This is a genomic window from Saccharothrix sp. NRRL B-16314 (assembly GCF_000716595.1).
Lineage (GTDB): Bacteria > Actinomycetota > Actinomycetes > Mycobacteriales > Pseudonocardiaceae > Actinosynnema.
The window spans coordinates 131,410-148,001 of record NZ_JNXC01000008.1 but is presented as its reverse complement, the minus strand read 5'-3'; the positions used below and the strand labels follow the sequence as shown (position 1 = coordinate 148,001).

The 16,592-nt window shown below is 71.5% G+C and carries 26 protein-coding genes; 12 read left to right on the top strand and 14 right to left on the bottom strand.

Annotated elements, in window-relative coordinates; all coding sequences use genetic code 11:
- Positions 1 to 12 precede the first annotated feature (12 nt).
- Together OQ02_RS43770 and OQ02_RS15630 are read left to right on the top strand one after the other, a co-directional pair.
- The gene (locus OQ02_RS43770; protein ID WP_156077066.1) at positions 13 to 171 is read left to right on the top strand and encodes a hypothetical protein; all 159 of its coding nucleotides are present in this window, start codon (positions 13 to 15) and stop codon (positions 169 to 171) included.
- The gene (locus OQ02_RS15630) at positions 168 to 797 is read left to right on the top strand and encodes a class I SAM-dependent methyltransferase (RefSeq protein ID WP_033439127.1); all 630 of its coding nucleotides are present in this window, start codon (positions 168 to 170) and stop codon (positions 795 to 797) included. The genes OQ02_RS43770 and OQ02_RS15630 overlap by 4 nt, the downstream gene beginning before the upstream one ends.
- Positions 798 to 870: 73 nt before the next feature.
- Here OQ02_RS15630 and OQ02_RS15625 read toward each other — a convergent pair whose 3' ends face one another.
- The 6 genes from OQ02_RS15625 to rpmB form a co-directional block, all read right to left on the bottom strand.
- Complete coding sequence (locus tag OQ02_RS15625; protein WP_033439126.1) at positions 871 to 1,143, bottom strand: hypothetical protein; 273 nt, start codon at positions 1,141 to 1,143, stop codon at positions 871 to 873.
- Positions 1,144 to 1,669: 526 nt separating this feature from the next.
- Positions 1,670 to 2,836 carry a GTP-binding protein gene (locus OQ02_RS15620; RefSeq protein ID WP_051772396.1) on the bottom strand — a complete coding sequence of 389 codons (1,167 nt, stop codon included), beginning with the start codon at positions 2,834 to 2,836 and terminating at the stop codon, positions 1,670 to 1,672.
- A 79-nt stretch (positions 2,837 to 2,915) separates the two neighbouring features.
- Entirely contained in the window at positions 2,916 to 3,149 is a 234-nt protein-coding gene (gene rpsR / locus OQ02_RS15615; RefSeq protein ID WP_033439286.1) for a 30S ribosomal protein S18, read from the bottom strand.
- 5 nt (positions 3,150 to 3,154) lie between these two features.
- Positions 3,155 to 3,451 carry a 30S ribosomal protein S14 gene (rpsN, locus tag OQ02_RS15610; protein ID WP_033439125.1) on the bottom strand — a complete coding sequence of 99 codons (297 nt, stop codon included), beginning with the start codon at positions 3,449 to 3,451 and terminating at the stop codon, positions 3,155 to 3,157.
- Positions 3,451 to 3,618: a 50S ribosomal protein L33 gene (rpmG, locus tag OQ02_RS15605; protein WP_033439124.1), complete on the bottom strand. Its 168-nt coding sequence runs from the start codon at positions 3,616 to 3,618 to the stop codon at positions 3,451 to 3,453. Before rpmG ends, rpsN begins: the two co-directional genes overlap by 1 nt.
- Complete coding sequence (gene rpmB, locus OQ02_RS15600) at positions 3,618 to 3,857, bottom strand: 50S ribosomal protein L28 (protein WP_033439123.1); 240 nt, start codon at positions 3,855 to 3,857, stop codon at positions 3,618 to 3,620. Before rpmB ends, rpmG begins: the two co-directional genes overlap by 1 nt.
- A gap of 47 nt (positions 3,858 to 3,904) precedes the next feature.
- Here rpmB and mrf point away from each other — a divergent pair, with 47 nt between their 5' ends.
- Genes mrf through rpmF form a run of 3 tightly spaced genes read left to right on the top strand, consistent with a single transcriptional unit; the run spans position 3,905 to position 5,410 of the window.
- Positions 3,905 to 4,999, top strand: coding sequence for a ribosome hibernation factor-recruiting GTPase MRF (gene mrf / locus OQ02_RS15595; RefSeq protein WP_033439122.1), 1,095 nt, complete (start codon positions 3,905 to 3,907; stop codon positions 4,997 to 4,999).
- Positions 4,996 to 5,247, top strand: coding sequence for a type B 50S ribosomal protein L31 (locus OQ02_RS15590; RefSeq protein ID WP_033439121.1), 252 nt, complete (start codon positions 4,996 to 4,998; stop codon positions 5,245 to 5,247). The genes mrf and OQ02_RS15590 overlap by 4 nt, the downstream gene beginning before the upstream one ends.
- 1 nt (position 5,248) lies before the next feature.
- Complete coding sequence (gene rpmF, locus OQ02_RS15585; RefSeq protein WP_033439120.1) at positions 5,249 to 5,410, top strand: 50S ribosomal protein L32; 162 nt, start codon at positions 5,249 to 5,251, stop codon at positions 5,408 to 5,410.
- A 263-nt stretch (positions 5,411 to 5,673) separates the two neighbouring features.
- Here rpmF and OQ02_RS15580 read toward each other — a convergent pair whose 3' ends face one another.
- The 3 genes from OQ02_RS15580 to OQ02_RS15570 are packed head-to-tail and all read right to left on the bottom strand — an operon-like array spanning position 5,674 to position 9,274.
- A complete protein-coding gene (locus OQ02_RS15580) occupies positions 5,674 to 6,204 on the bottom strand; it encodes a Fur family transcriptional regulator (protein ID WP_051772357.1) in 531 nt (176 codons plus the stop codon).
- 16 nt (positions 6,205 to 6,220) lie between these two features.
- Entirely contained in the window at positions 6,221 to 7,255 is a 1,035-nt protein-coding gene (locus OQ02_RS15575; protein WP_231500048.1) for an acetylserotonin O-methyltransferase, read from the bottom strand.
- Between the two features lie 42 nt (positions 7,256 to 7,297).
- A complete protein-coding gene (locus OQ02_RS15570) occupies positions 7,298 to 9,274 on the bottom strand; it encodes a heavy metal translocating P-type ATPase (RefSeq protein ID WP_051772356.1) in 1,977 nt (658 codons plus the stop codon).
- A 66-nt stretch (positions 9,275 to 9,340) separates the two neighbouring features.
- Between OQ02_RS15570 and OQ02_RS15565 the strand changes: the two genes are divergently transcribed.
- Entirely contained in the window at positions 9,341 to 9,703 is a 363-nt protein-coding gene (locus OQ02_RS15565) for an ArsR/SmtB family transcription factor (RefSeq protein WP_033439118.1), read from the top strand.
- Positions 9,704 to 9,739: 36 nt separating this feature from the next.
- Here OQ02_RS15565 and OQ02_RS15560 read toward each other — a convergent pair whose 3' ends face one another.
- The gene (locus OQ02_RS15560; RefSeq protein ID WP_033439117.1) at positions 9,740 to 11,080 is read right to left on the bottom strand and encodes an MFS transporter; all 1,341 of its coding nucleotides are present in this window, start codon (positions 11,078 to 11,080) and stop codon (positions 9,740 to 9,742) included.
- 58 nt (positions 11,081 to 11,138) lie between these two features.
- Here OQ02_RS15560 and OQ02_RS15555 point away from each other — a divergent pair, with 58 nt between their 5' ends.
- On the top strand, positions 11,139 to 11,495 hold the full coding sequence (locus tag OQ02_RS15555; protein ID WP_033439116.1) for an ArsR/SmtB family transcription factor: 357 nt from the start codon (positions 11,139 to 11,141) through the stop codon (positions 11,493 to 11,495).
- A 61-nt stretch (positions 11,496 to 11,556) separates the two neighbouring features.
- Here OQ02_RS15555 and OQ02_RS15550 read toward each other — a convergent pair whose 3' ends face one another.
- Positions 11,557 to 12,294 (bottom strand): class F sortase, encoded by a 738-nt coding sequence (locus OQ02_RS15550; protein WP_081915670.1) that lies wholly within the window; start codon positions 12,292 to 12,294, stop codon positions 11,557 to 11,559.
- 3 nt (positions 12,295 to 12,297) lie between these two features.
- Entirely contained in the window at positions 12,298 to 12,699 is a 402-nt protein-coding gene (locus tag OQ02_RS15545; RefSeq protein WP_033439115.1) for an excalibur calcium-binding domain-containing protein, read from the bottom strand.
- Positions 12,700 to 13,306: 607 nt separating this feature from the next.
- Here OQ02_RS15545 and OQ02_RS15540 point away from each other — a divergent pair.
- Both OQ02_RS15540 and OQ02_RS15535 read left to right on the top strand, forming a co-directional pair.
- On the top strand, positions 13,307 to 13,522 hold the full coding sequence (locus OQ02_RS15540) for a DUF2945 domain-containing protein (protein WP_033439282.1): 216 nt from the start codon (positions 13,307 to 13,309) through the stop codon (positions 13,520 to 13,522).
- Positions 13,519 to 13,827, top strand: a complete 309-nt coding sequence (locus OQ02_RS15535; RefSeq protein WP_033439114.1) for a DUF3140 domain-containing protein — start codon at positions 13,519 to 13,521, stop codon at positions 13,825 to 13,827. Before OQ02_RS15540 ends, OQ02_RS15535 begins: the two co-directional genes overlap by 4 nt.
- A 174-nt stretch (positions 13,828 to 14,001) precedes the next feature.
- On the opposite strand, the gene OQ02_RS15530 is transcribed toward OQ02_RS15535, so the two are convergent.
- Positions 14,002 to 14,460 carry a MarR family winged helix-turn-helix transcriptional regulator gene (locus OQ02_RS15530; RefSeq protein WP_033439113.1) on the bottom strand — a complete coding sequence of 153 codons (459 nt, stop codon included), beginning with the start codon at positions 14,458 to 14,460 and terminating at the stop codon, positions 14,002 to 14,004.
- A gap of 77 nt (positions 14,461 to 14,537) precedes the next feature.
- Between OQ02_RS15530 and OQ02_RS15525 the strand changes: the two genes are divergently transcribed.
- The 3 genes from OQ02_RS15525 to OQ02_RS15515 all read left to right on the top strand — a co-directional run bounded on the left by OQ02_RS15525 (position 14,538) and on the right by OQ02_RS15515 (position 16,430).
- A complete protein-coding gene (locus OQ02_RS15525; RefSeq protein ID WP_033439112.1) occupies positions 14,538 to 14,942 on the top strand; it encodes a RidA family protein in 405 nt (134 codons plus the stop codon).
- 186 nt (positions 14,943 to 15,128) lie between these two features.
- Positions 15,129 to 15,605, top strand: coding sequence for a hypothetical protein (locus OQ02_RS15520; protein ID WP_033439111.1), 477 nt, complete (start codon positions 15,129 to 15,131; stop codon positions 15,603 to 15,605).
- A 69-nt stretch (positions 15,606 to 15,674) separates the two neighbouring features.
- Complete coding sequence (locus OQ02_RS15515) at positions 15,675 to 16,430, top strand: aminoglycoside phosphotransferase family protein (protein WP_197043352.1); 756 nt, start codon at positions 15,675 to 15,677, stop codon at positions 16,428 to 16,430.
- Here the strand turns inward: OQ02_RS15515 and OQ02_RS43765 are convergent.
- A complete protein-coding gene (locus OQ02_RS43765) occupies positions 16,427 to 16,564 on the bottom strand; it encodes a hypothetical protein (protein WP_156077065.1) in 138 nt (45 codons plus the stop codon). The two genes, OQ02_RS15515 and OQ02_RS43765, sit on opposite strands and share 4 nt — an antisense overlap.
- Positions 16,565 to 16,592: the final 28 nt, after the last annotated feature.

The following is a 16,592-nucleotide window of genomic DNA, read 5'->3' as shown; positions in this document are numbered from 1 at the left end:
GAGGTGGTCGGAATGGCATCCGAACCGAGCACGGAGACCGGTCCCGGCATCGACGCTGTCGACAGCGTCGATCTCGGACCGTTCGCACACGAGCACGAGGCCGAGCTGAGCCGGCGGGTCCTGGGCGATCGTGCTCACGGGCTCGACGCCGTCGTCGCGGCGGCGTCATGACCACGGAGGAGTTCGACCGGGACTCCTGGGAGCGGCGCTGGGCGCAGGCCCTGCGTGACCACGCCGACGTGGTGGCGACGCGCCCGCCGAATCCGCACCTGCTCACCGTGGCCGGCGACCTGCGGCCCGGCCTGGCGCTCGACGCGGGGTGCGGGCACGGGGCCGAAACGCTCTGGCTCGCCGCGCACGGGTGGCGGGTCACGGCGGTCGACTTCGCCACGACCGCGCTGGACCACGGCCGGTCGAGTGCCGAGACCATCGGGACGGACGTCGCCGAGCGCGTCGACTGGGTGCAGGGCGACCTCGCGACCTGGACCCCGCCTCCGGGCCGCTACGACCTCGTCACCTGCCTGTACGTCCACATGGCCGGCGCGGTGGAGCAGACGGTGCGGCGACTGGCGGCCGGGGTCGCGCCCGGCGGCGCCCTGCTCCTCGTCGGTCACCGCCCGATCGACCCGACCACCGGCAACGCGACAGCCGCGGCCGGACAGGTGCAGGTTTCCGTCGACACCGCGGTCGCGGCCCTCGACCCGAGCGACTGGGAGATCGTCGTCGCCGAGGACCGCCCCAGGGCTGCGGCCGGGTCCGGCGTCGACGCGGTGGTACACGCGCGACGGCGCCCGTAACCCACGGCTTCCGGCCGACGGGTCCGCTGGACGATGCCGGCGTGCGGGCCGGCATCGTCTCGGTGTCGCGGGATCAGGGTGCGGGCACCGCCTTGCACGCCTCGACCCGGGCCTCGAGGAAGAACTGGGCAGGCTTGGGCACCATCGACCACGGCGGTCCGTCCGCACGGTGGCCGAGGACGCGGAGGTGGTCGATCGCCTCGGCGTAGCGCTTGTCCGCCATCAACGCGAGGATCGTCCAGCCCCGGTCGCCGCGCAGCCACCTGGTGTCCGCACCCACGCTCGCCGGCCACAGCAGCAGCACGTCCAGCGCGTCCAGCGCCATCTGCGAGCGGAGGTCACCCACGGCATCGGGTCGTCGGGAGAGGCCGTGGCCGCCGCGCGGGCGACGTGCCGGGCCGCCATCCGGGCATCGGCCGCGCAAACCGGCCCATGCGCCGCGCGGCAGCCCTGACCACCGCGACAGCGGCGCTGGCGTTCGGCACGTTCGTCAGCTCGTCCGCCCAGGCCGCCGCCCCATCGGTACCTGTGGCCCGCTCCGCAACGTCGGGAATCCCGGCCCTGGTCGATCCCGCGGTCGATCCGGGGAGGCACGTGCCCGGACCGCATCCTCCCGAATCGGACGGAGGCCGCGTGCCGCTGGACGTTCTCGGTGATCAACAAAACCGGGTGGTGCGAGGACCACGCGACGATGGTCGAGCCGGAGGACTACCGATGGAGCGAGGGCGAGTCGACATCCAGGCACCGGGACTGAACTGGACGGGCGACGCGGTCCGTCAGTCGGTGCGGTCGAGACGCCTTGGGCTTGCTCGATGTCCACCTCGAGCCGACCGGTCCGTGGCACTCCTGATCACCGGCGGCGCGCACCGTGTTCAGCGCTCTAGCAGGCTCCTCGGGATCGGAACGAGGTGTTCGTGGTCGTGGGCTTCCAGGTCGTCCCACGGCGGCAGCGGGTCGTCCATCCGCCGCCACGCGGTCGGGCCGGCGGCCAGTTCGGCGTCGGTGAGCAGCACGGGGTCGAGGCGGCGGCGCGGTTCGTCGGGATCGAGGTCGATGCCGATGAAGACCAGTTCCTGGCGTGCGGTGTGGCCGTCGAGCAGTTCGCCCGGCTCGATGGTCAGGTTCGGCCCGGCCTGGGACCACACGGCCAGGGTGTGCGGGCGGCTGGCGATGTGGCAGAAACCCTTGCTGCGCACGACACCGTGCCAGTCCTCCAGCGCGGCGGCCAGCCGGGCGGGGTGGAACGGGCGGTCGGCGCGGTAGGTGACCGAGCGGATGCCGTACTCCTCGGTCTCGGGGGTGTGCGAGCCCGCCAGCTCCTGGGCCCAGCCCGGTGACGTGGCGGCGGTGACCGGGTCGTAGCGGCCGGTGTCGAGCACTTCGGCCAGGTCCACCACGCCGCGGTGGGCGTGGACGAGGCGGGCGTTCGGGTTGAGCTTGCGCAGGATGCCCTCGACCGCGGTGAGCTGTTCCGGTGCGGCGAGGTCGGTCTTGTTCAGCACCAGCACGTCGGCGAACTCGACCTGGTCCACCAGCAGGTCGGAGATGCCCCGCTCGTCGTCCTCCGCGGCGGCGAGGTCGCGCTGGTCGAGCCGGTCGCCGCGCTCGAGTTCGGCGAGGAAACCGGAAGCGTCGACCACGGTGACCATCGTGTCCAGTCGCGCGTGGTCGGACAGGCTGGTGCCGTCCTCGAACGTCCACTCGAACGTCGCGGCCACCGGCATCGGCTCGGAGATGCCGGTCGACTCGATCAGGATCGTGTCGAACCGGCCTTCGCGGGCCAGTGCGCCCACGCTTTCCAGCAGGTCCTCGCGCAACGTGCAGCAGATGCACCCGTTGGTCAGCTCCACCAGCCGTTCGCCGCCGCGCCCGGAGACCAGGGCGGCGTCGATGTTGACCTCGCTCATGTCGTTGACCACCACCGCCACCCGGCGTCCTTCCCGGTTCGCGAGGACGTGGTTGAGCAGGGTGGTCTTGCCCGCGCCGAGGAAGCCGGACAGGACGGTGACGGGAACGCGGCGCTCGGGCGCGGCAGGCATCGGCATGATCATCATTCTGTAGTGGGCGGATGCGGAACGCTGGTGGAGGCGGGCCGCCGGGTGGCGGCGGCCCGCCTGGTCAGCGTCCTTGGCTGGGGTAGGGGAGGAGTGCCATCTCGCGCGCGTTCTTGATGGCGGTGGCGACCTGGCGTTGTTCCTGGGGCGTCAGGCCGGTGACGCGGCGGGAGCGGATCTTGCCGCGGTCGGAGATGAACTTCCGCAGCAGCGCCGCGTCCTTCCAGTCCACTGTGGTGATGCCCTCCTTGCGCAGCAGGTTCACGCGGCGCTTCGGGGCGCGTTCGGCTCTGGGCACCGGCCTCACCAGCTCGACTTGTTGACGCCGGGCAGTTCGCCGCGGTGCGCCATCTCGCGCAGCCGGATGCGGGACAGGCCGAACGCCCGGTTGAACGCCCTCGGCCGGCCGTCCACGGCATCGCGGTTGCGCAACCTCGTGGGGCTGGCGTCACGGGGCAGCTTCTGCAACGCCCGCATGGCCTCGTCACGGCGCTCCGGGTCGAGGCGGATGACCTCCTTCAACTCCGCGCGTCGCTCGGCGTACCGGGCGACGACTTCCCGTCGCTGCCGGTCCTTGGCGATCTTGGACTTCTTGGCCATCAGCGCTCCTCCTTGAAGTCGACGTGGCGGCGCACGACGGGGTCGAACTTGCGCAGCACGAGCCGGTCGGGGTCGTTGCGGCGGTTCTTGCGGGTGACGTAGGTGTAGCCGGTGCCCGCGGTGGAGCGGAGCTTGATGATCGGCCGGACGTCGGTGGACTTGGCCATCAGACCTTCACCCCCTGGCGGCGCAGGTCTGCGACCACCGACTCGATGCCGCGCCGGTCGACGGTCTTGATGCCCTTGGTCGAGAGGTTCAGCACGACGTGCCGGTTCTCCGAGGGCAGCCAGTACCTGCGGCGTTGCGTGTTGGGCAGCCACCGGCGCGAGGTGCGCCGGTGCGAGTGCGAGACCTGTTTGCCGAAGCCCGGCTTGCGCCCGGTGACCTGGCAGTGCCGTGACGACACGTGACCTCCCTTTTAAAACGACAATCGTTTCCGTTAGGCTAACCCACATGGGAACCGAGGTCCTACTGGTGGCCGGTCTGGCGCAGCACGACGTCGCCGAGGAGGTGTGGCGCGCGTCGCCGGGATCGGTGCTGGTCCGCCACGACCTGCGCGACCTCGCCCAGGGCGTGGTGCGCCGCTGGGTCGACGGTCGGCTGACCGTGCTGGAACTGGCGCACGGCTGCGTCTCGTGCACGCTGCGCCTCGACCTGCTGCCGCTGTTGGAACGGCTGGGCGGTCGGGTGGTCGTGCACCTGGACCCGGCGCTGGAGCCGGAAGCCGTCTGCTTCGCGTTGCGCGAGGTCGACGTGCGGGTGGAGGCGGTGATCACCGTGGTCGACCGCGCGACCTGGCTCGCCGACGCGACCGGTGAGGACACGATGGACGACCGCGGCCTGGGCGCGGCCGAAGGCGACGAGCGGACCGTGGCGCAGGTGGTCGTGGGGCAGGCCGAGTTCGCCGACGCGATCGTGCTGACCGGTACCGGTGACGACCCCGCGCTGGACGCGGTGCTGGACCGGCTGTCCCCGCTCGCGCCGCGCCGCCGCCGGGACGCGTTGGACGTGCCCGAACTGCTGGCCGCCATCCCCGGGAGCGCCCGCCGTGGCCGGTTCGACGACGGCTTCGGCGCCCTGCTCCACGGACAGCCGCCACTGCGACCGGCCCACGGCGCGGCCGTCGTCCACTTCACCGAACGACGCCCGTTCCACCCCATGCGGCTGCACCAGGCCATCGACGTCCTGCTCGACGGCGTCGTGCGCACCCGCGGCCGGGTGTGGGTGGCCAGCCAGCCGGATGTCGCGCTGTGGCTGGAGTCCGCGGGCGGCGGCCTCAACGTCGGCAACCTCGGCCCGTGGCTCGCGGCCGTCGACGACTGGTCCGAGGTGCCCGCCGAACGCCGGGCCGCCGCATCGGCCATGTGGGACCCCTACTACGGAGACCGGTCGCAGGAACTGGTGGTCATCACCAGGGCGGCTGCGCCGGACGAGATCACGGCGGCACTGCGCGAGGCGCTGGTGACCGACGAGGAGTTGGCGCTGATCGACGAACTGGAGTTCGTCGACCCGTTCGCCGAGTGGCACGACGAGATGGAGGAGTTGTGAAGCAGGGCATCCACCCCGACTACCACCCGGTGGTCTTCCAGGACCAGGCGACCGGGAAGGCGTTCCTGACCCGGTCCACCGCGAACTCGACCCGCACGATCGACTGGGAGGACGGCAACACCTACCCGCTGATCACGGTCGACATCACCGCGGACTCCCACCCGTTCTGGACCGGCAACCAGCGGGTCATGGACACCGCGGGCCGGGTCGAGAAGTTCAACCGCCGCTACGGGAAGAGGGCTCGCTGACATGGCCGTGCCCAAGCGCAAGACCTCGCGCAGCAACACCCGTCACCGCCGTTCCCAGTGGAAGGCGGAAGTGCCCGACCTGGTGCCGGTGACCACGCTCGACGGCCGCAAGCTGGCCGTGCCCCGGCGGCTCGTGGCCGCCTACCGGCGCGGGTTGCTGTAACCGTTGCACGCGCGAGCTCACGTCGATCGACCACACCACCGGTAGATCCGGTTGTGGGACAAGGCGTTCGAACCTGCCGTGCGGGTGGTGTGCGGCCGAAGCGGACACTCGGCCGCACACCACCTGCCCGTGGTCGTCAGCAGCTGGAGCAGCACCCGCAGCCCGGAGCGGTGCAACCGCCGCAGCAGCTGCAACCGCCCGCGCTCGGCTGCGGCGAGGGCGTGGATTCGGTGGTCATGTCTGCCTCCCGTGGCGGAAACGGTTCAGTGCATCGCTGACACCGTGCGCTGCTCCGCGACGGCAGGTGAAGCCCCGTCACCCGGACGCTCGGACCGACCACCCGGACAGCCCAGCGGCTCCGGCGGCAGGGCGTCCGGCTCGCCCAGGCACCGGGGGCACAGGCCGTTCAGACCGGCGGACACCTGGACGGTCGAGAACCCGTGGGTCGCCGCGATCCTCGTGGCCCAGTCGACCACGGTCGAGGCGTCCACGCGCACACCCCGGCCACACCGCACGCACGTGAGGTTGTGGTTGTGGTCGGGATCGCGCTTCAGGTGGTACAGGTGCCGTCCCGTCCGGTCCTGGGTGATGCCCATGACGTCCGCCCGCACCAGCGACGCGAGGTGCCGGTAGGTCGTCGTCAAGCCGACCCGCTCGCCACCCGACCGCAGCCGGTCGTGGACCACGAGCGCCGTCGTGGGGCCCGGCAGTTCGCGCAGCACGCGCAGGACCGCCTGGAGCTGCGGCGTCATCCTCAACCCGTCGAAGCCGCCGACGGTGCCCTGAACGTCCATCCCGCTGTCCACGCGTTCAGCGGGGGACCGCTTCGAGGAGGCAGAAGCCGGAGGGCGGTAGCGGCGTCACGTCGGTGAGGGTGAACCCGCTGCCGGTCAACAGGGCCTCGAACTCGGCGCGCGTGCGTTCCCGGCCGCCGAGGTTGACCATCATGTTGAGGTCGCTGAGGTACATCACGGGCGGGGCGGTGCCGTCGACGGTGTCGGGCAGGACCGGTTCGACCACGAGCAGGCGCCCCTCGTCGGGCAGCGCGCGGCGGCAGTGACCGAGGATCGTCGTGGCGCGCTCGTCGTCCCAGTCGTGCAGGACGCTCTTGATCAGCACCGCCTCGGCGCCCGCCGGGACGTCGGTGAAGAAGTCGCCGACCGCGATCGTGCAACGCTCGGTGACGCCCGCGTCGTCGAACACGGCACCGGCGCCGGCGGAGCCTTCGGCGCTGTCGAACAGCACGCCGCGCAACCCGGTGTGCCGGCGGACGACCGCCGCGAGCAGCGTGCCGTCACCACCGCCGACGTCCATGACGGACCCGAACCGCCCGAAGTCGTAGGCGTCGGGCAGCAGTCCGGAGACGACGTGCGTGCCCTGGCTCATGGCCGTGTTGAACGCCGCGGACAGGTCCGGTTCCGAGGCGAGGTGGTCGAAGAACGTGGTCCCGAAGACCTCGTCGAACCCGGTGCGGCCGGTGCGGACGCCGTCGTCCAGGCGGTGCCAGGCCCGCAGCATGACCGGGTCGGTGAACACCCGGGCGAAGGCGTGCAGCGATCCGGGGACGTCCGACCGCAGCAAGGAGCCGAGCGGGGTCGCGCTGAACGCGCCTTCGGTCTCGGACAACAAGCCCAACGCCGTCGCCGCGCGGAGCAACCGGAGAGTGGTCCGGGTCGGCGTCCCGCACGCGGCGGCCACCTCGTCGGCGGAACGGCTCTCCTGGCCGAGGGCTTCCGGAACGCCGAGCTTCACGCACGCCGCTACGACCTGTGCGGCCATGGACCCGAAGACCAGGTCCACCATCGCCCGGCGTGCGTCGGCGGTCGTGTTCGGTGATGTCGTCACGGAAGCCCCCAGCGTCCAATGGAAATGATTGTCAAACCCACCTTAGCGCTGACCGTGGCGGAAGGACACCGTCCGACCCCGAAGCCATGCGGCGCTGCGGAGCAGCCGCAGCCCGTTGAGCCCGACGATGACCGTCGAGCCCTCGTGGCCCGCGACGCCCAAGGGGAGCGGCAGGGTGCCGACCAGGTCCCAGGTCACGAGGACCGCGATGAAGGTCCCGGCGATGGCGAGGTTGGCGATGACGACGCGGCGCGCACGCCGGGCGAGGGCCAGCACGGCGGGCAGGGTCGCCAGCTCGTCGCGGGTGATGACCGCGTCCGCGGTGTCCAGTGCGAGGTCGGAACCGGCGCGGCCCATGGCCACCCCGACGTGGGCGGTGGCCAGTGCGGGCGCGTCGTTGACGCCGTCGCCGACCAGGATCACCTTGGCGCCCTGGGCTTCCAGCTCGCGCACCGCCGCGACCTTGTCCTCGGGCAGCAGCCCGGCGCGGACGTCGGTGATGCCGACCTCGGCGGCGAGCCGTTCGGCGGCGCGCGGGTTGTCGCCGGTGAGCAGGACCGGTGGTGCGCCGGTCAGGGCGGTGAGCCGGGCGACGGTGTCCGCGGCGTCGGCGCGGAGCCGGTCGGCGAGCCCCAGCACGCCGGCCGGGCGGCCGTCGACGCGGACGACGACCGCGGTGTGGCCGGTGTTCTCCAGTTCGGCCACCGTGTCGCGGACTGCGTCGTCGTCACCGGTGAGGAGTGCGGTGGGGCTGCCCACCTCGACCAGTCGCCCGTCGATCCGCGCGGTGACGCCGCGCCCCGGTGCGGAGGTGAACTCCGCGGCCGGCCGGAGGTCGAGTCCGGTGGACCGCGCGGCGTCGACCACGGCGCGGGCGAGCGGGTGTTCCGAGGGGTGCTCCGCCGCGGCGGCCAGGGTCAGCAGCCCGTTCTCGTCGAAGGGGCTGTCGGGCAGGACGCGGACCGCCGCGAGCCGGGGCGCGCCCTCGGTGAGGGTGCCGGTCTTGTCGAAGGCCACTCGCGTGGCGCTGCCGAGCCGTTCGAGCACCACGGCGGACTTGATCAGCACGCCGTGGCGGCCGGCGTTGGCGATCGAAGACAGCAGCGGTGGCATGGTGGCCAGCACCACCGCGCACGGCGACGCGACGATCATGAACGTCATCGCGCGCAGCAGCGTGGGTTGGAGCTCGGCGCCGAACAGCAGCGGCACCACGAACAGCGCCAGGGTGGCGGCGACCATGCCGATGGAGTAGCGCTGCTCGACCTTCTCGATGAACAGGTGGGCGCGCGACTTGGTCGCGCTCGCCTCGGCGACCATCGCGACGATCCGGGCGATCACCGTGCCCGTGGCCGGCCGGGTGATCCGCACCCTCAGCGCGCCGGTGCCGTTGACCGTGCCGGCGAACACCTCGTCACCGACACCCTTGTCCACCGGAAGGGGCTCGCCGGTGATGGTGGCCTGGTCGACCTCGCTCGCACCCGCGACGACCACGCCGTCACCGCCGACGCGTTCACCGGGGCGCACCAGGACGATGTCGCCGACGTCCAGGTGGGCGGCGTCGACCACTTCCTCGCCGGTCGCGGTGATCCGGGTGGCCCGCTCCGGTGCGAGGTCGAGCAGGTCGCGCACGGAGTCCTCCGTGCGCTTGGTGGCGACCGCCTCCAACGCGCCCGAGGTCGCGAAGATGACGATCAGCAGCGCGCCGTCGAGGACCTGCCCGAGCGCCGCCGCGCCGATCGCGGCCACGACCATGAGCAGGTCGACGTCGAGGGTCTTCTCGCGCAGGGCCCGCAGGCCGGACAGCCCCGGTTCCCACCCGCCCGACGCGTAGCAGGCCAGGTACAGCCCCCACCACAGCCAGTCGGGGCCGCTGCTCAGCTGGGCCGCAAGCCCCAGGAGGAACAGGGCGGTCGCCACCGCCGCCCACCGCACCTCCGGCAGCGACCACACCCCGGACCGCCGGCGCACGCCGAACCGCGTCCGCTCCGCCGGAGCCGCTACATCGAGTTCCGTTGTCACACTGCTAGCATATATACGCATTCACGCAGATACGCAAACAGTCGAACGGGTGGGTATCCTGGCGGCATGCACACGTCGCTGTCCGACTTCGACATGCCCAACGAGGAGCAGGTGCACCTGGCCGCCGAGTCGTTCCGGCTGTTGGCGGACCCGACCCGGATCAAGGTGCTGTGGGCGTTGCTCCAGGGCGAGTCGTCGGTGGCGTGCCTGGCCGAACTCGCCGGCGCGGCACCCACCGCGGTCAGCCAGCACCTCGCCAAGCTGCGGCTCGCCGGCCTGGTCAAGGGTCGTCGGGAAGGCACGTTCGTCTACTACTCCGCGGCCAACGACCACGTCCTCGGGCTGCTCAAGCAGGCCCTGTTCCACGCCGACCACATCGACCGCCACTCCGTGGAAGATCCTGCGGGAGACTCCGCGGTCGCCCGCTGAGCGGGTTCCCCGACCGCCGGCGAAGCGGCGCGTGAGTCACGCGGGCCAGCGGGTGTGCAGGTCGTCGATGCGGAAGCTGTGCGCGTGCCTGGGCCGTCCGTCGACCAGGACCGCGCCGTCGAGGTGGTGGTGGGCCGTGTCGAGCCCGTCGTGCTCGTGTTCGATCACCTCGGGATCGCCGGCGGGCCACAGGCGGATCGCGACGACGGCGGCGGCAGTGGCCACGACACCGAGGGTCGACAGGGCGGCCGTCATCGAGGTGGTCGAGGCCAGCCACCCCGCCAGCGGGTAGCAGAGCAGCCAGCAGGCGTGGGAGAGCGCGAAGTCGGCGGCGAAGACGGCCGGGAGGTCGGGGCGGTGCGCCGAGCGCCGCAGGAGGCGTCCGCCGGGGGTGAGCACGAGGGAGCCGGCGGCGCCGATCGCGGCCCACAGCACCAGCAGCACGGGCCAGCGCAGGTCGTCGAGGAACGCGGTGGTCAGGGCGGCGGCGAACAGCAGCGCGGCCAGCGCTACCGAGGCGCGCAGCATGACCGGGCGGTCGGGGTGGCGGTCCAGGACGCGGGGCAGGGCCAACGCGGCGACCAGGGAACCGAGGCCGTAGGCGGCGAGGGCGAGGGCGACCGCCGTTTCGCCCCGGCCGAGCAGGTCGCGGACGTAGGCCACGGTGTTGACCAGGACCATCGACCCGGCGGCGGCGACGGCCAGGTGCGCGGCGAGCAGGCCCCGCAACCGGGGCGTGCCCAGGTACACGCGGATGCCGCGCGTCGTCGCGGCCAGGGTGCGTCCCGACGGCGGGGTGGCGTTGCGCTCGGCCGGCAGCGCTGCGGCGAGCACCAGCAACGCCGAGGCGGCGAACCCGAGCGAGGTGCCGAGGAACAGCAGGTCGTAGCCGACGACCAGCAGCACCACGGCGGCGAGCAGCGGGCTGAGCAGGCTCTCCAGGTCGTAGGCCAGGCGGGACAGGCTCAGCGCGCGGGTGTAGTCGCGTTCGTCGGTGAGGATGTCGGGGATGGTCGCCTGGAACGTCGGCGTGAACGCCGCGGACGCGGCTTGCAGCAGGAAGATCAGCAGGTAGACCTGCCAGACCTCGTGCACCCACGGCAGGGTCACCGCGACCGAGGCGCGCACGAGGTCGAGCGCCACCAGCAAGGGCTTGCGGGGGAACCGGGCGGCCAGCGCGCCGGCGAGGGGACCGATGCCGACGTAGGCGACCATCTTGATGGCGAACGCCGTGCCGAGCACCGCGCCCGCGTCCGGTCCGGCCAGGTCGTAGGCGAGCAGACCGAGGGCGACGGTGGCCAGCCCGGTGCCGGTGAGGGCGAGGACCTGTGCGGTGAACAGCCGTCGGTACGGGCGGTTGGACAGCACGGCGAGCATCGCGTGCGCACCCCCATCCACTGGTGCGTTGCCTTGGGTGCTGACACCATACGTGCTCATGTACGCACGCGACGACGTTGCAACAACGCATGACTGGCAACAGCTACCTGACGGCAGTCACGTCGACGCGGCGGTGGACGGCTTCCGGATGCTGGCCGACCCGACCCGGCTGCGGATGATGTGGCTGCTGTGCGGGTCGGAGTACGACGTGACGACGTTGGCCGAGGCGGTCGGGATCGCGCGGCCTGCGGTGTCACAGCACCTGGCGAAGCTGAAGCTGGCCGGCCTGGTGGCCGTGCGCCGCGACGGCCGTCGCGCGGTCTACCGAGTGCGCGGCGGCCATGTGCGGCGGTTGTTGGGCGAGGCGATCGAAGCCGCCGACCACCGCGTGACCGGCCGACCGGACCACGACTGACACCGGAACCTGTGGCCGGCCATGTGATGCGGCCCTGGCACCCGAACCGGAGCCTCGCGGTCTACCGCCCGGAGGCCTCGTCGCGGTGCCGGCTCCCGGTCATCTCCGCGTAGACCACGATGTTGTCCAGGTAGCTGCCCGCCGCACGGTCGAACTGCCCGCCGCAGGTGACGAGCCGCAGCTCGGGGCGCTCGACGTGGCCGTACACCGCCTGCGTGGGGAAGCGGTCCTTCGGGTGCTGCTCGACCCGCCGGACCGTGAACGACGCGACCGAGCCGTCGGCCCGTTCCACGGTCACCTGGTCGTCGGGCTGCAACTTGCGCAGGTCGTAGAACACGCCCTTCCGGTTCTGCCAGTCGACGTGCGCGGCGAGCAGGGCGGGCCCGTTCTCACCGGGAGTCGGGGAGTTCCGGTACCAGCCCACGGTTTCGGCGTCAGGCGGGACTTCGATGGTGCGGTCGGCGCGCAGCCCGAGATCGGTGATGCCGACGGCGTCGACGCCGATCGCGGGGATGGTCAGCCGCGTCGGGCGGGCTGCGTCGAGCACCACCGTCTGCGGTGCGTCTGGCGGTGCGTCCTGCGGTGGGCCTTGTGGTGCGTCTTGTGGGGTGTCGGGCGCGGGCGCAGTGCCGGCCGGTTCGTGCGTCGAGGTGTCGACGGTCGGGTGGGACGCGTGGACCGGGTCGGCCTGGTCGACGTCGTCGGTGCCCGTCAGAACCGCCAAGCCGATGGCCGCTGCCAGCCCCGCCAGCCGAACTCTCGTGCTCCGGCGGGGTCGGCGGCCCGAGCGGGTGCGCATGCGCTAGTTGCTCCTCCGTGCGCGCCGGGTAGCGACAAAAGCGGAGGCTGCGCCGATCCCGGCCAGCCCGAGGAGGACTGGAAGGGTGCGCGAGTCGTCAGAGGTCAAGTCGTCGACCGTGGAGCCGTCACCCGTGTCGATCGCCCCGACGGGCGGTGCGGGAGCCTGGGTCCGGCGGGAAGTCGGGATGAGGCTGGGCGCCGGACGTTCTTCGCAAGCGATGCCGTCGTTGTCGGCGTCGAGCCGGTGGTAGTTGACCGAGGCGGCATCGAAGAACCGCTGTGCTTCGGCTTGGCTGCTGAAGTCCGGGCAGTCGCGATCGTCCTGCGCGTTCGCGAACCCGGCGACGGGCAGCGCGGCACTGGCCGCGAGCACGGCGGCGCCGACGAATCTGGAAAGCAGCATGGTGCACGTTCCTCTCAGTCGGGATGGTCTTGGTCGTGGAACATCTGCGTCGGGCAGCCGGAAGATCCCGGTGACACGGTCGGTCGGATGGCCGCATGGCCTGATACCCGCGGTTCGATCCCTGCCGTAGCGCCGAGCCCTTGTCCGGCGACGCGGGGGCGTTCCAGGTAACCGTTGTCCGGCAACGGGAACGTGCGGCGCTCGCCGTCTCAGGGGTCGATCAGCCCGCCTGTCCGGGGACTCCTGTCGGGTTGAGACCCGGGCCGTCACGAACAGGACGGCCGACGACGCGGCGGCGGTGGACCCTGCGCATCCGGAGACCTCCTCGCGCATCGACAGCCGACCTCGAAGACGCTAATGCCGTCCCCCGCCCGGTCGGAGGCGTCGACGGGTGGGTTCACCCGATCCATCAGCTCCATGGCCCTATCAGGGACATTGCGCCGCGGTGTGGTCGCCGTGAGTGCACGGCCGGCGCCGCACCGCGGATGGCATCGGGCGAGTGGAACGCGGGAGGTCGCCATCCCTCCGGGTGTAACCAGCGCGTCGGACGCCTGGCCGACGGGTGACCGTCGTGCGGGGCACGGTGGGACGACACAGGATGGTCGGCATGGGTGAGGAGAAGTTCGACAAGGGTGACGAAGTGACCTGGTCCAGTCACGGGCAGACGGTGCACGGTGAGGTGGTCGAGGAGATCACCGAGGACACCGAAGCCGCGGGCAGGACGGTGCGGGCGTCGGAGGAGGAGCCGCAGTACCGGGTGCGCAGTGACAAGAGTGGCAAGGACGCGGTGCACAAGCCGACTGCGCTGGAGGACGACTCGTGAGCGGCGAGTTCGAGGACGCCGTGAACATGACGGCGGCGGAGTTGGAGCGGTGGCTGAAGACCGAAGAGTCCCAGTCGGTCGGCCAGTCCGATGGTGGGGAGTCGGTGGGGCACGAGTCCGGTAGGCGGATCGTGGAACTGCTGCGGAAGAAGGAGGACGAGGTGACCGACGACGACCGCGAGCACATGCGCAAGGTCGTCGGCTACGTCCACCGGCACCTCGCGCAGCGCCCGGACGGGGACGTGGAGCACACGAGGTGGCGCTACTCGCTGATGAACTGGGGACACGATCCCTTGAAGGACTGACGCCACCGCCACACCACGCCGCACGACTCCGGTTCTGCCGACCATCCGGCACCAGCCCCAGGTGACGATCGTCAAGCTCGCCGGTCTGGCTCGCGGCGGAGGGGAAGCCCGTCACGGCGACGGACCTGGCGTTCGCGGCGATCGGGACAGTGGAGCGGCCGGGTGGTGTCGTGGTCAGGGCGGTGGGATCGCCACGCTCAGCTTCGCGGCGATGCGGACCAGCGCGCGCAAGTCGGTGGCCGTCAACGGGTCCAGCACCAGTTCGCGGACCGTGCGCAGGTGCGTGGGTGCGGCGGCGACGACCACCTCGTAGCCCTCGTCGGTCAGGGTCGCGAGCGTGCACCGGCCGTCGTCGGGATCGGGTGAGCGGGTGATCCAGCCGCGTTGCTCGAAGCGCTTGACCACGTTGGACAGGCGGGACAGGGAACCGTTGGCCAGGTGGGCCAGCTCGCTCATCCGGATGCTCCGGGCCGGTGCCTCCGACACGTGGCTGAGCACCAGGTAGTCGAACAGGGACAGGCCCGCGGCCTGTTGCAGCGGCGCTTCGAGTCGGCAGGGCAGTAGCAGCATCAACGAGACCAGGCCGGTCCAGGCCTGCTTCTCGTCGGCGGTCAGCCCGCCCGTTCCCTTCATCGCGGCACCCTCCCCAGCGGAAATTACTCCAAGCTTGAAGTCATGATAGCGTCGATCACGGAGTGAAGGGGGCAACCATGGCCGAGATCGAGTTCTTCGCGACGCCGGGGTACGGCGAGAAGCAGCTGCGGGACATGCACTACAGCCAGGCGGTGCGCATCGGTGACCGGGTCGAGATTTCCGGGCAGGGCGGCTGGGACGACGAGTTCGAGTTCCCCGAGGCGCTGGAGGACGAGATCGTCCGGGCGTTCGACAACGTCGAGCGGACGCTGCGAACCGCCGGGGCGACGTGGGCCGACGTCGTGCACGTGAACTCGTATCACGTGCTCGAGAACGGCTTCGAGGAGCACAACCGGGTGATGGTCGAGCAGTTCCGCCTGCGCATGGGCGACCGCGCGCCCATCTGGACCGAGAGCGGGGTCACCGCTCTCGGCAACCCGAAGATGCGCATCGAGATCCGCGTGACCGCGATCAGCCAGTAGGACGATGTCGGCATCCGTCGGCGGCAACGTCGTGACGTCGACGGATGCCGGAGCCGTGCGTGGCGTCGTACGTGGCCGCGTTCGCCGACTGAGCGGCGGACCACCCTCCGCGGCGAGCGCTGCTGCTGCGAGGGCGCCGCTGCTGCGAGGGCGCCGGCCGAGGTCGGTGCCGCCATAATCCTTTCCGTGGGTGGAACAGCGCTGATCGTCTTGACCCCGTACAGTGCCGAGCGCGTCGAACCGGTCGTGGTGGCGGGGATGGCGGCCGAAGGCATGGAGCGGGATGCGGCCGACCCGTTGTCTTGGTACTCCGCGGCCGGTCTTCCTTACAGCTACTCCCTCGACCCGCCGGACCACGAGACCGAACCGGCGGAACTGGAGATCATCGAGCGGGTGGCCGGCAGGGCGTTGAGCTGTGCCGTCGGGCTGCACATCTTCGTCAGCGACCTCGCGGGTCGACCTGTGCTGGGCCGGATGGCGCAGCGCGTCGCGGAGCGGGCCGAAGGCTGGGTGTTGGTCGAGTTCCGTGCGCGGCCTTCCGAGGACGTGCTGGGGTACTTGGAGAATGCGGGTCGCTGCATCCGCGTCGACGACTACGTGTACCTCGACGCCCCGGCGATGGCAGCGTGGTACGCACACCCGGACTTCCACGTGCTCAAGTAGGAGCGGAGGTGATCCGCAGTCCGGCACGCACGACAAATTCCGGCGACATCACGGGTCATCCCCGCCAGGATGGCCGGTGTGGAAGAGGTTGCGGTCGTCGTCGCCCACAGGCAGCGTGCGACGCTGCGCGTCGGCGACGTGTTCCTGAAGGTCGACGGCGATCCGGCGCACGCCGACGTCGAGGTGCGGGCGATGGCCATGGTGCCGGTACCGACCCCGGCGGTCCTCTGGCGCGAACCGCCCGTGCTCGCGATCGCCGCCGTGCCCGGCAAGGCGCTCGGCCTCCTCGGCGAACCGTCGACCGCGTCGCCGGCGGCGTGGGCTGCGACGGGTGCCGCCATCCGGCGGCTGCACGATGCGCCGCTGCCACCGTGGCCGGGCACCAGGCTCGACGACGTGGCGGCGGACCTCGACAGCGAGTGCGCGTGGCTGCTCGCCAACGCCGTGCTGCCCGCCGAGGTGATCCGGCGCAACCGGGAGATCGCCGAGGCCGCGCTCCGGCCGTGGAAACCGGTGTTCATCCACGGCGACTTGCAGATCACCCACGTGTTCGTCGACGGCGACGAGGTCACCGGCGTCATCGACTGGTCCGAGGCCGCCCCCGGCGACGCCATGTTCGACCTCGCCACCCTGACGCTCGGGCACGAGGAACGCCTGGACTACCTGCTCGCCGGCTACGGTCCCGGCGCGGACCGGGACGTGATCCGCGCCTGGTGGTCACTGCGCAGCCTGGTGGCGGCGCGCTGGCTGATCGAGCACGGCTTCGACCCGGACGCGCCGGGGTGCGAGTTCGACGTGCTCAGGTCCCGGATGCGGGAACCCTAGTTCGCCAACCGCTCGGCCACCGCGGGGAGCAGGTCCAGCACGATCCCCACGGACTCGTCCTGGTGCGGGATGCCACCGATCACCGCGATCGACACCAGGTCGCCGCCGGACAGCACCGCCCAGCAGGCGGACATCGCGTCGTTGGCCTCGCATAGCCGTAGG

Bases quoted from the DNA above. Each gene is read 5' to 3' on its own strand.
- OQ02_RS15530 (WP_033439113.1), bottom strand. From the start codon at position 14,460: ATGAAGGGAACGGGCGGGCTGACCGCCGACGAGAAGCAGGCCTGGACC.
- OQ02_RS15545 (WP_033439115.1), bottom strand. From the start codon at position 12,699: ATGCTGCTTTCCAGATTCGTCGGCGCCGCCGTGCTCGCGGCCAGTGCC.
- OQ02_RS15630 (WP_033439127.1), top strand. From the start codon at position 168: ATGACCACGGAGGAGTTCGACCGGGACTCCTGGGAGCGGCGCTGGGCG.
- rpmG (WP_033439124.1), bottom strand. From the start codon at position 3,618: ATGGCCAAGTCCACCGACGTCCGGCCGATCATCAAGCTCCGCTCCACC.
- OQ02_RS15515 (WP_197043352.1), top strand. From the start codon at position 15,675: ATGGCCGGTGTGGAAGAGGTTGCGGTCGTCGTCGCCCACAGGCAGCGT.
- OQ02_RS15565 (WP_033439118.1), top strand. From the start codon at position 9,341: ATGCACACGTCGCTGTCCGACTTCGACATGCCCAACGAGGAGCAGGTG.
- OQ02_RS15550 (WP_081915670.1), bottom strand. From the start codon at position 12,294: ATGCGCACCCGCTCGGGCCGCCGACCCCGCCGGAGCACGAGAGTTCGG.
- mrf (WP_033439122.1), top strand. From the start codon at position 3,905: ATGGGAACCGAGGTCCTACTGGTGGCCGGTCTGGCGCAGCACGACGTC.
- OQ02_RS15540 (WP_033439282.1), top strand. From the start codon at position 13,307: ATGGGTGAGGAGAAGTTCGACAAGGGTGACGAAGTGACCTGGTCCAGT.
- OQ02_RS15560 (WP_033439117.1), bottom strand. From the start codon at position 11,080: ATGCTCGCCGTGCTGTCCAACCGCCCGTACCGACGGCTGTTCACCGCA.
- OQ02_RS15620 (WP_051772396.1), bottom strand. From the start codon at position 2,836: ATGCCTGCCGCGCCCGAGCGCCGCGTTCCCGTCACCGTCCTGTCCGGC.
- OQ02_RS15525 (WP_033439112.1), top strand. From the start codon at position 14,538: ATGGCCGAGATCGAGTTCTTCGCGACGCCGGGGTACGGCGAGAAGCAG.
- OQ02_RS43770 (WP_156077066.1), top strand. From the start codon at position 13: ATGGCATCCGAACCGAGCACGGAGACCGGTCCCGGCATCGACGCTGTC.
- rpmF (WP_033439120.1), top strand. From the start codon at position 5,249: ATGGCCGTGCCCAAGCGCAAGACCTCGCGCAGCAACACCCGTCACCGC.
- OQ02_RS15555 (WP_033439116.1), top strand. From the start codon at position 11,139: ATGTACGCACGCGACGACGTTGCAACAACGCATGACTGGCAACAGCTA.
- OQ02_RS15580 (WP_051772357.1), bottom strand. From the start codon at position 6,204: ATGGACGTTCAGGGCACCGTCGGCGGCTTCGACGGGTTGAGGATGACG.
- rpsN (WP_033439125.1), bottom strand. From the start codon at position 3,451: ATGGCCAAGAAGTCCAAGATCGCCAAGGACCGGCAGCGACGGGAAGTC.
- OQ02_RS43765 (WP_156077065.1), bottom strand. From the start codon at position 16,564: ATGTCCGCCTGCTGGGCGGTGCTGTCCGGCGGCGACCTGGTGTCGATC.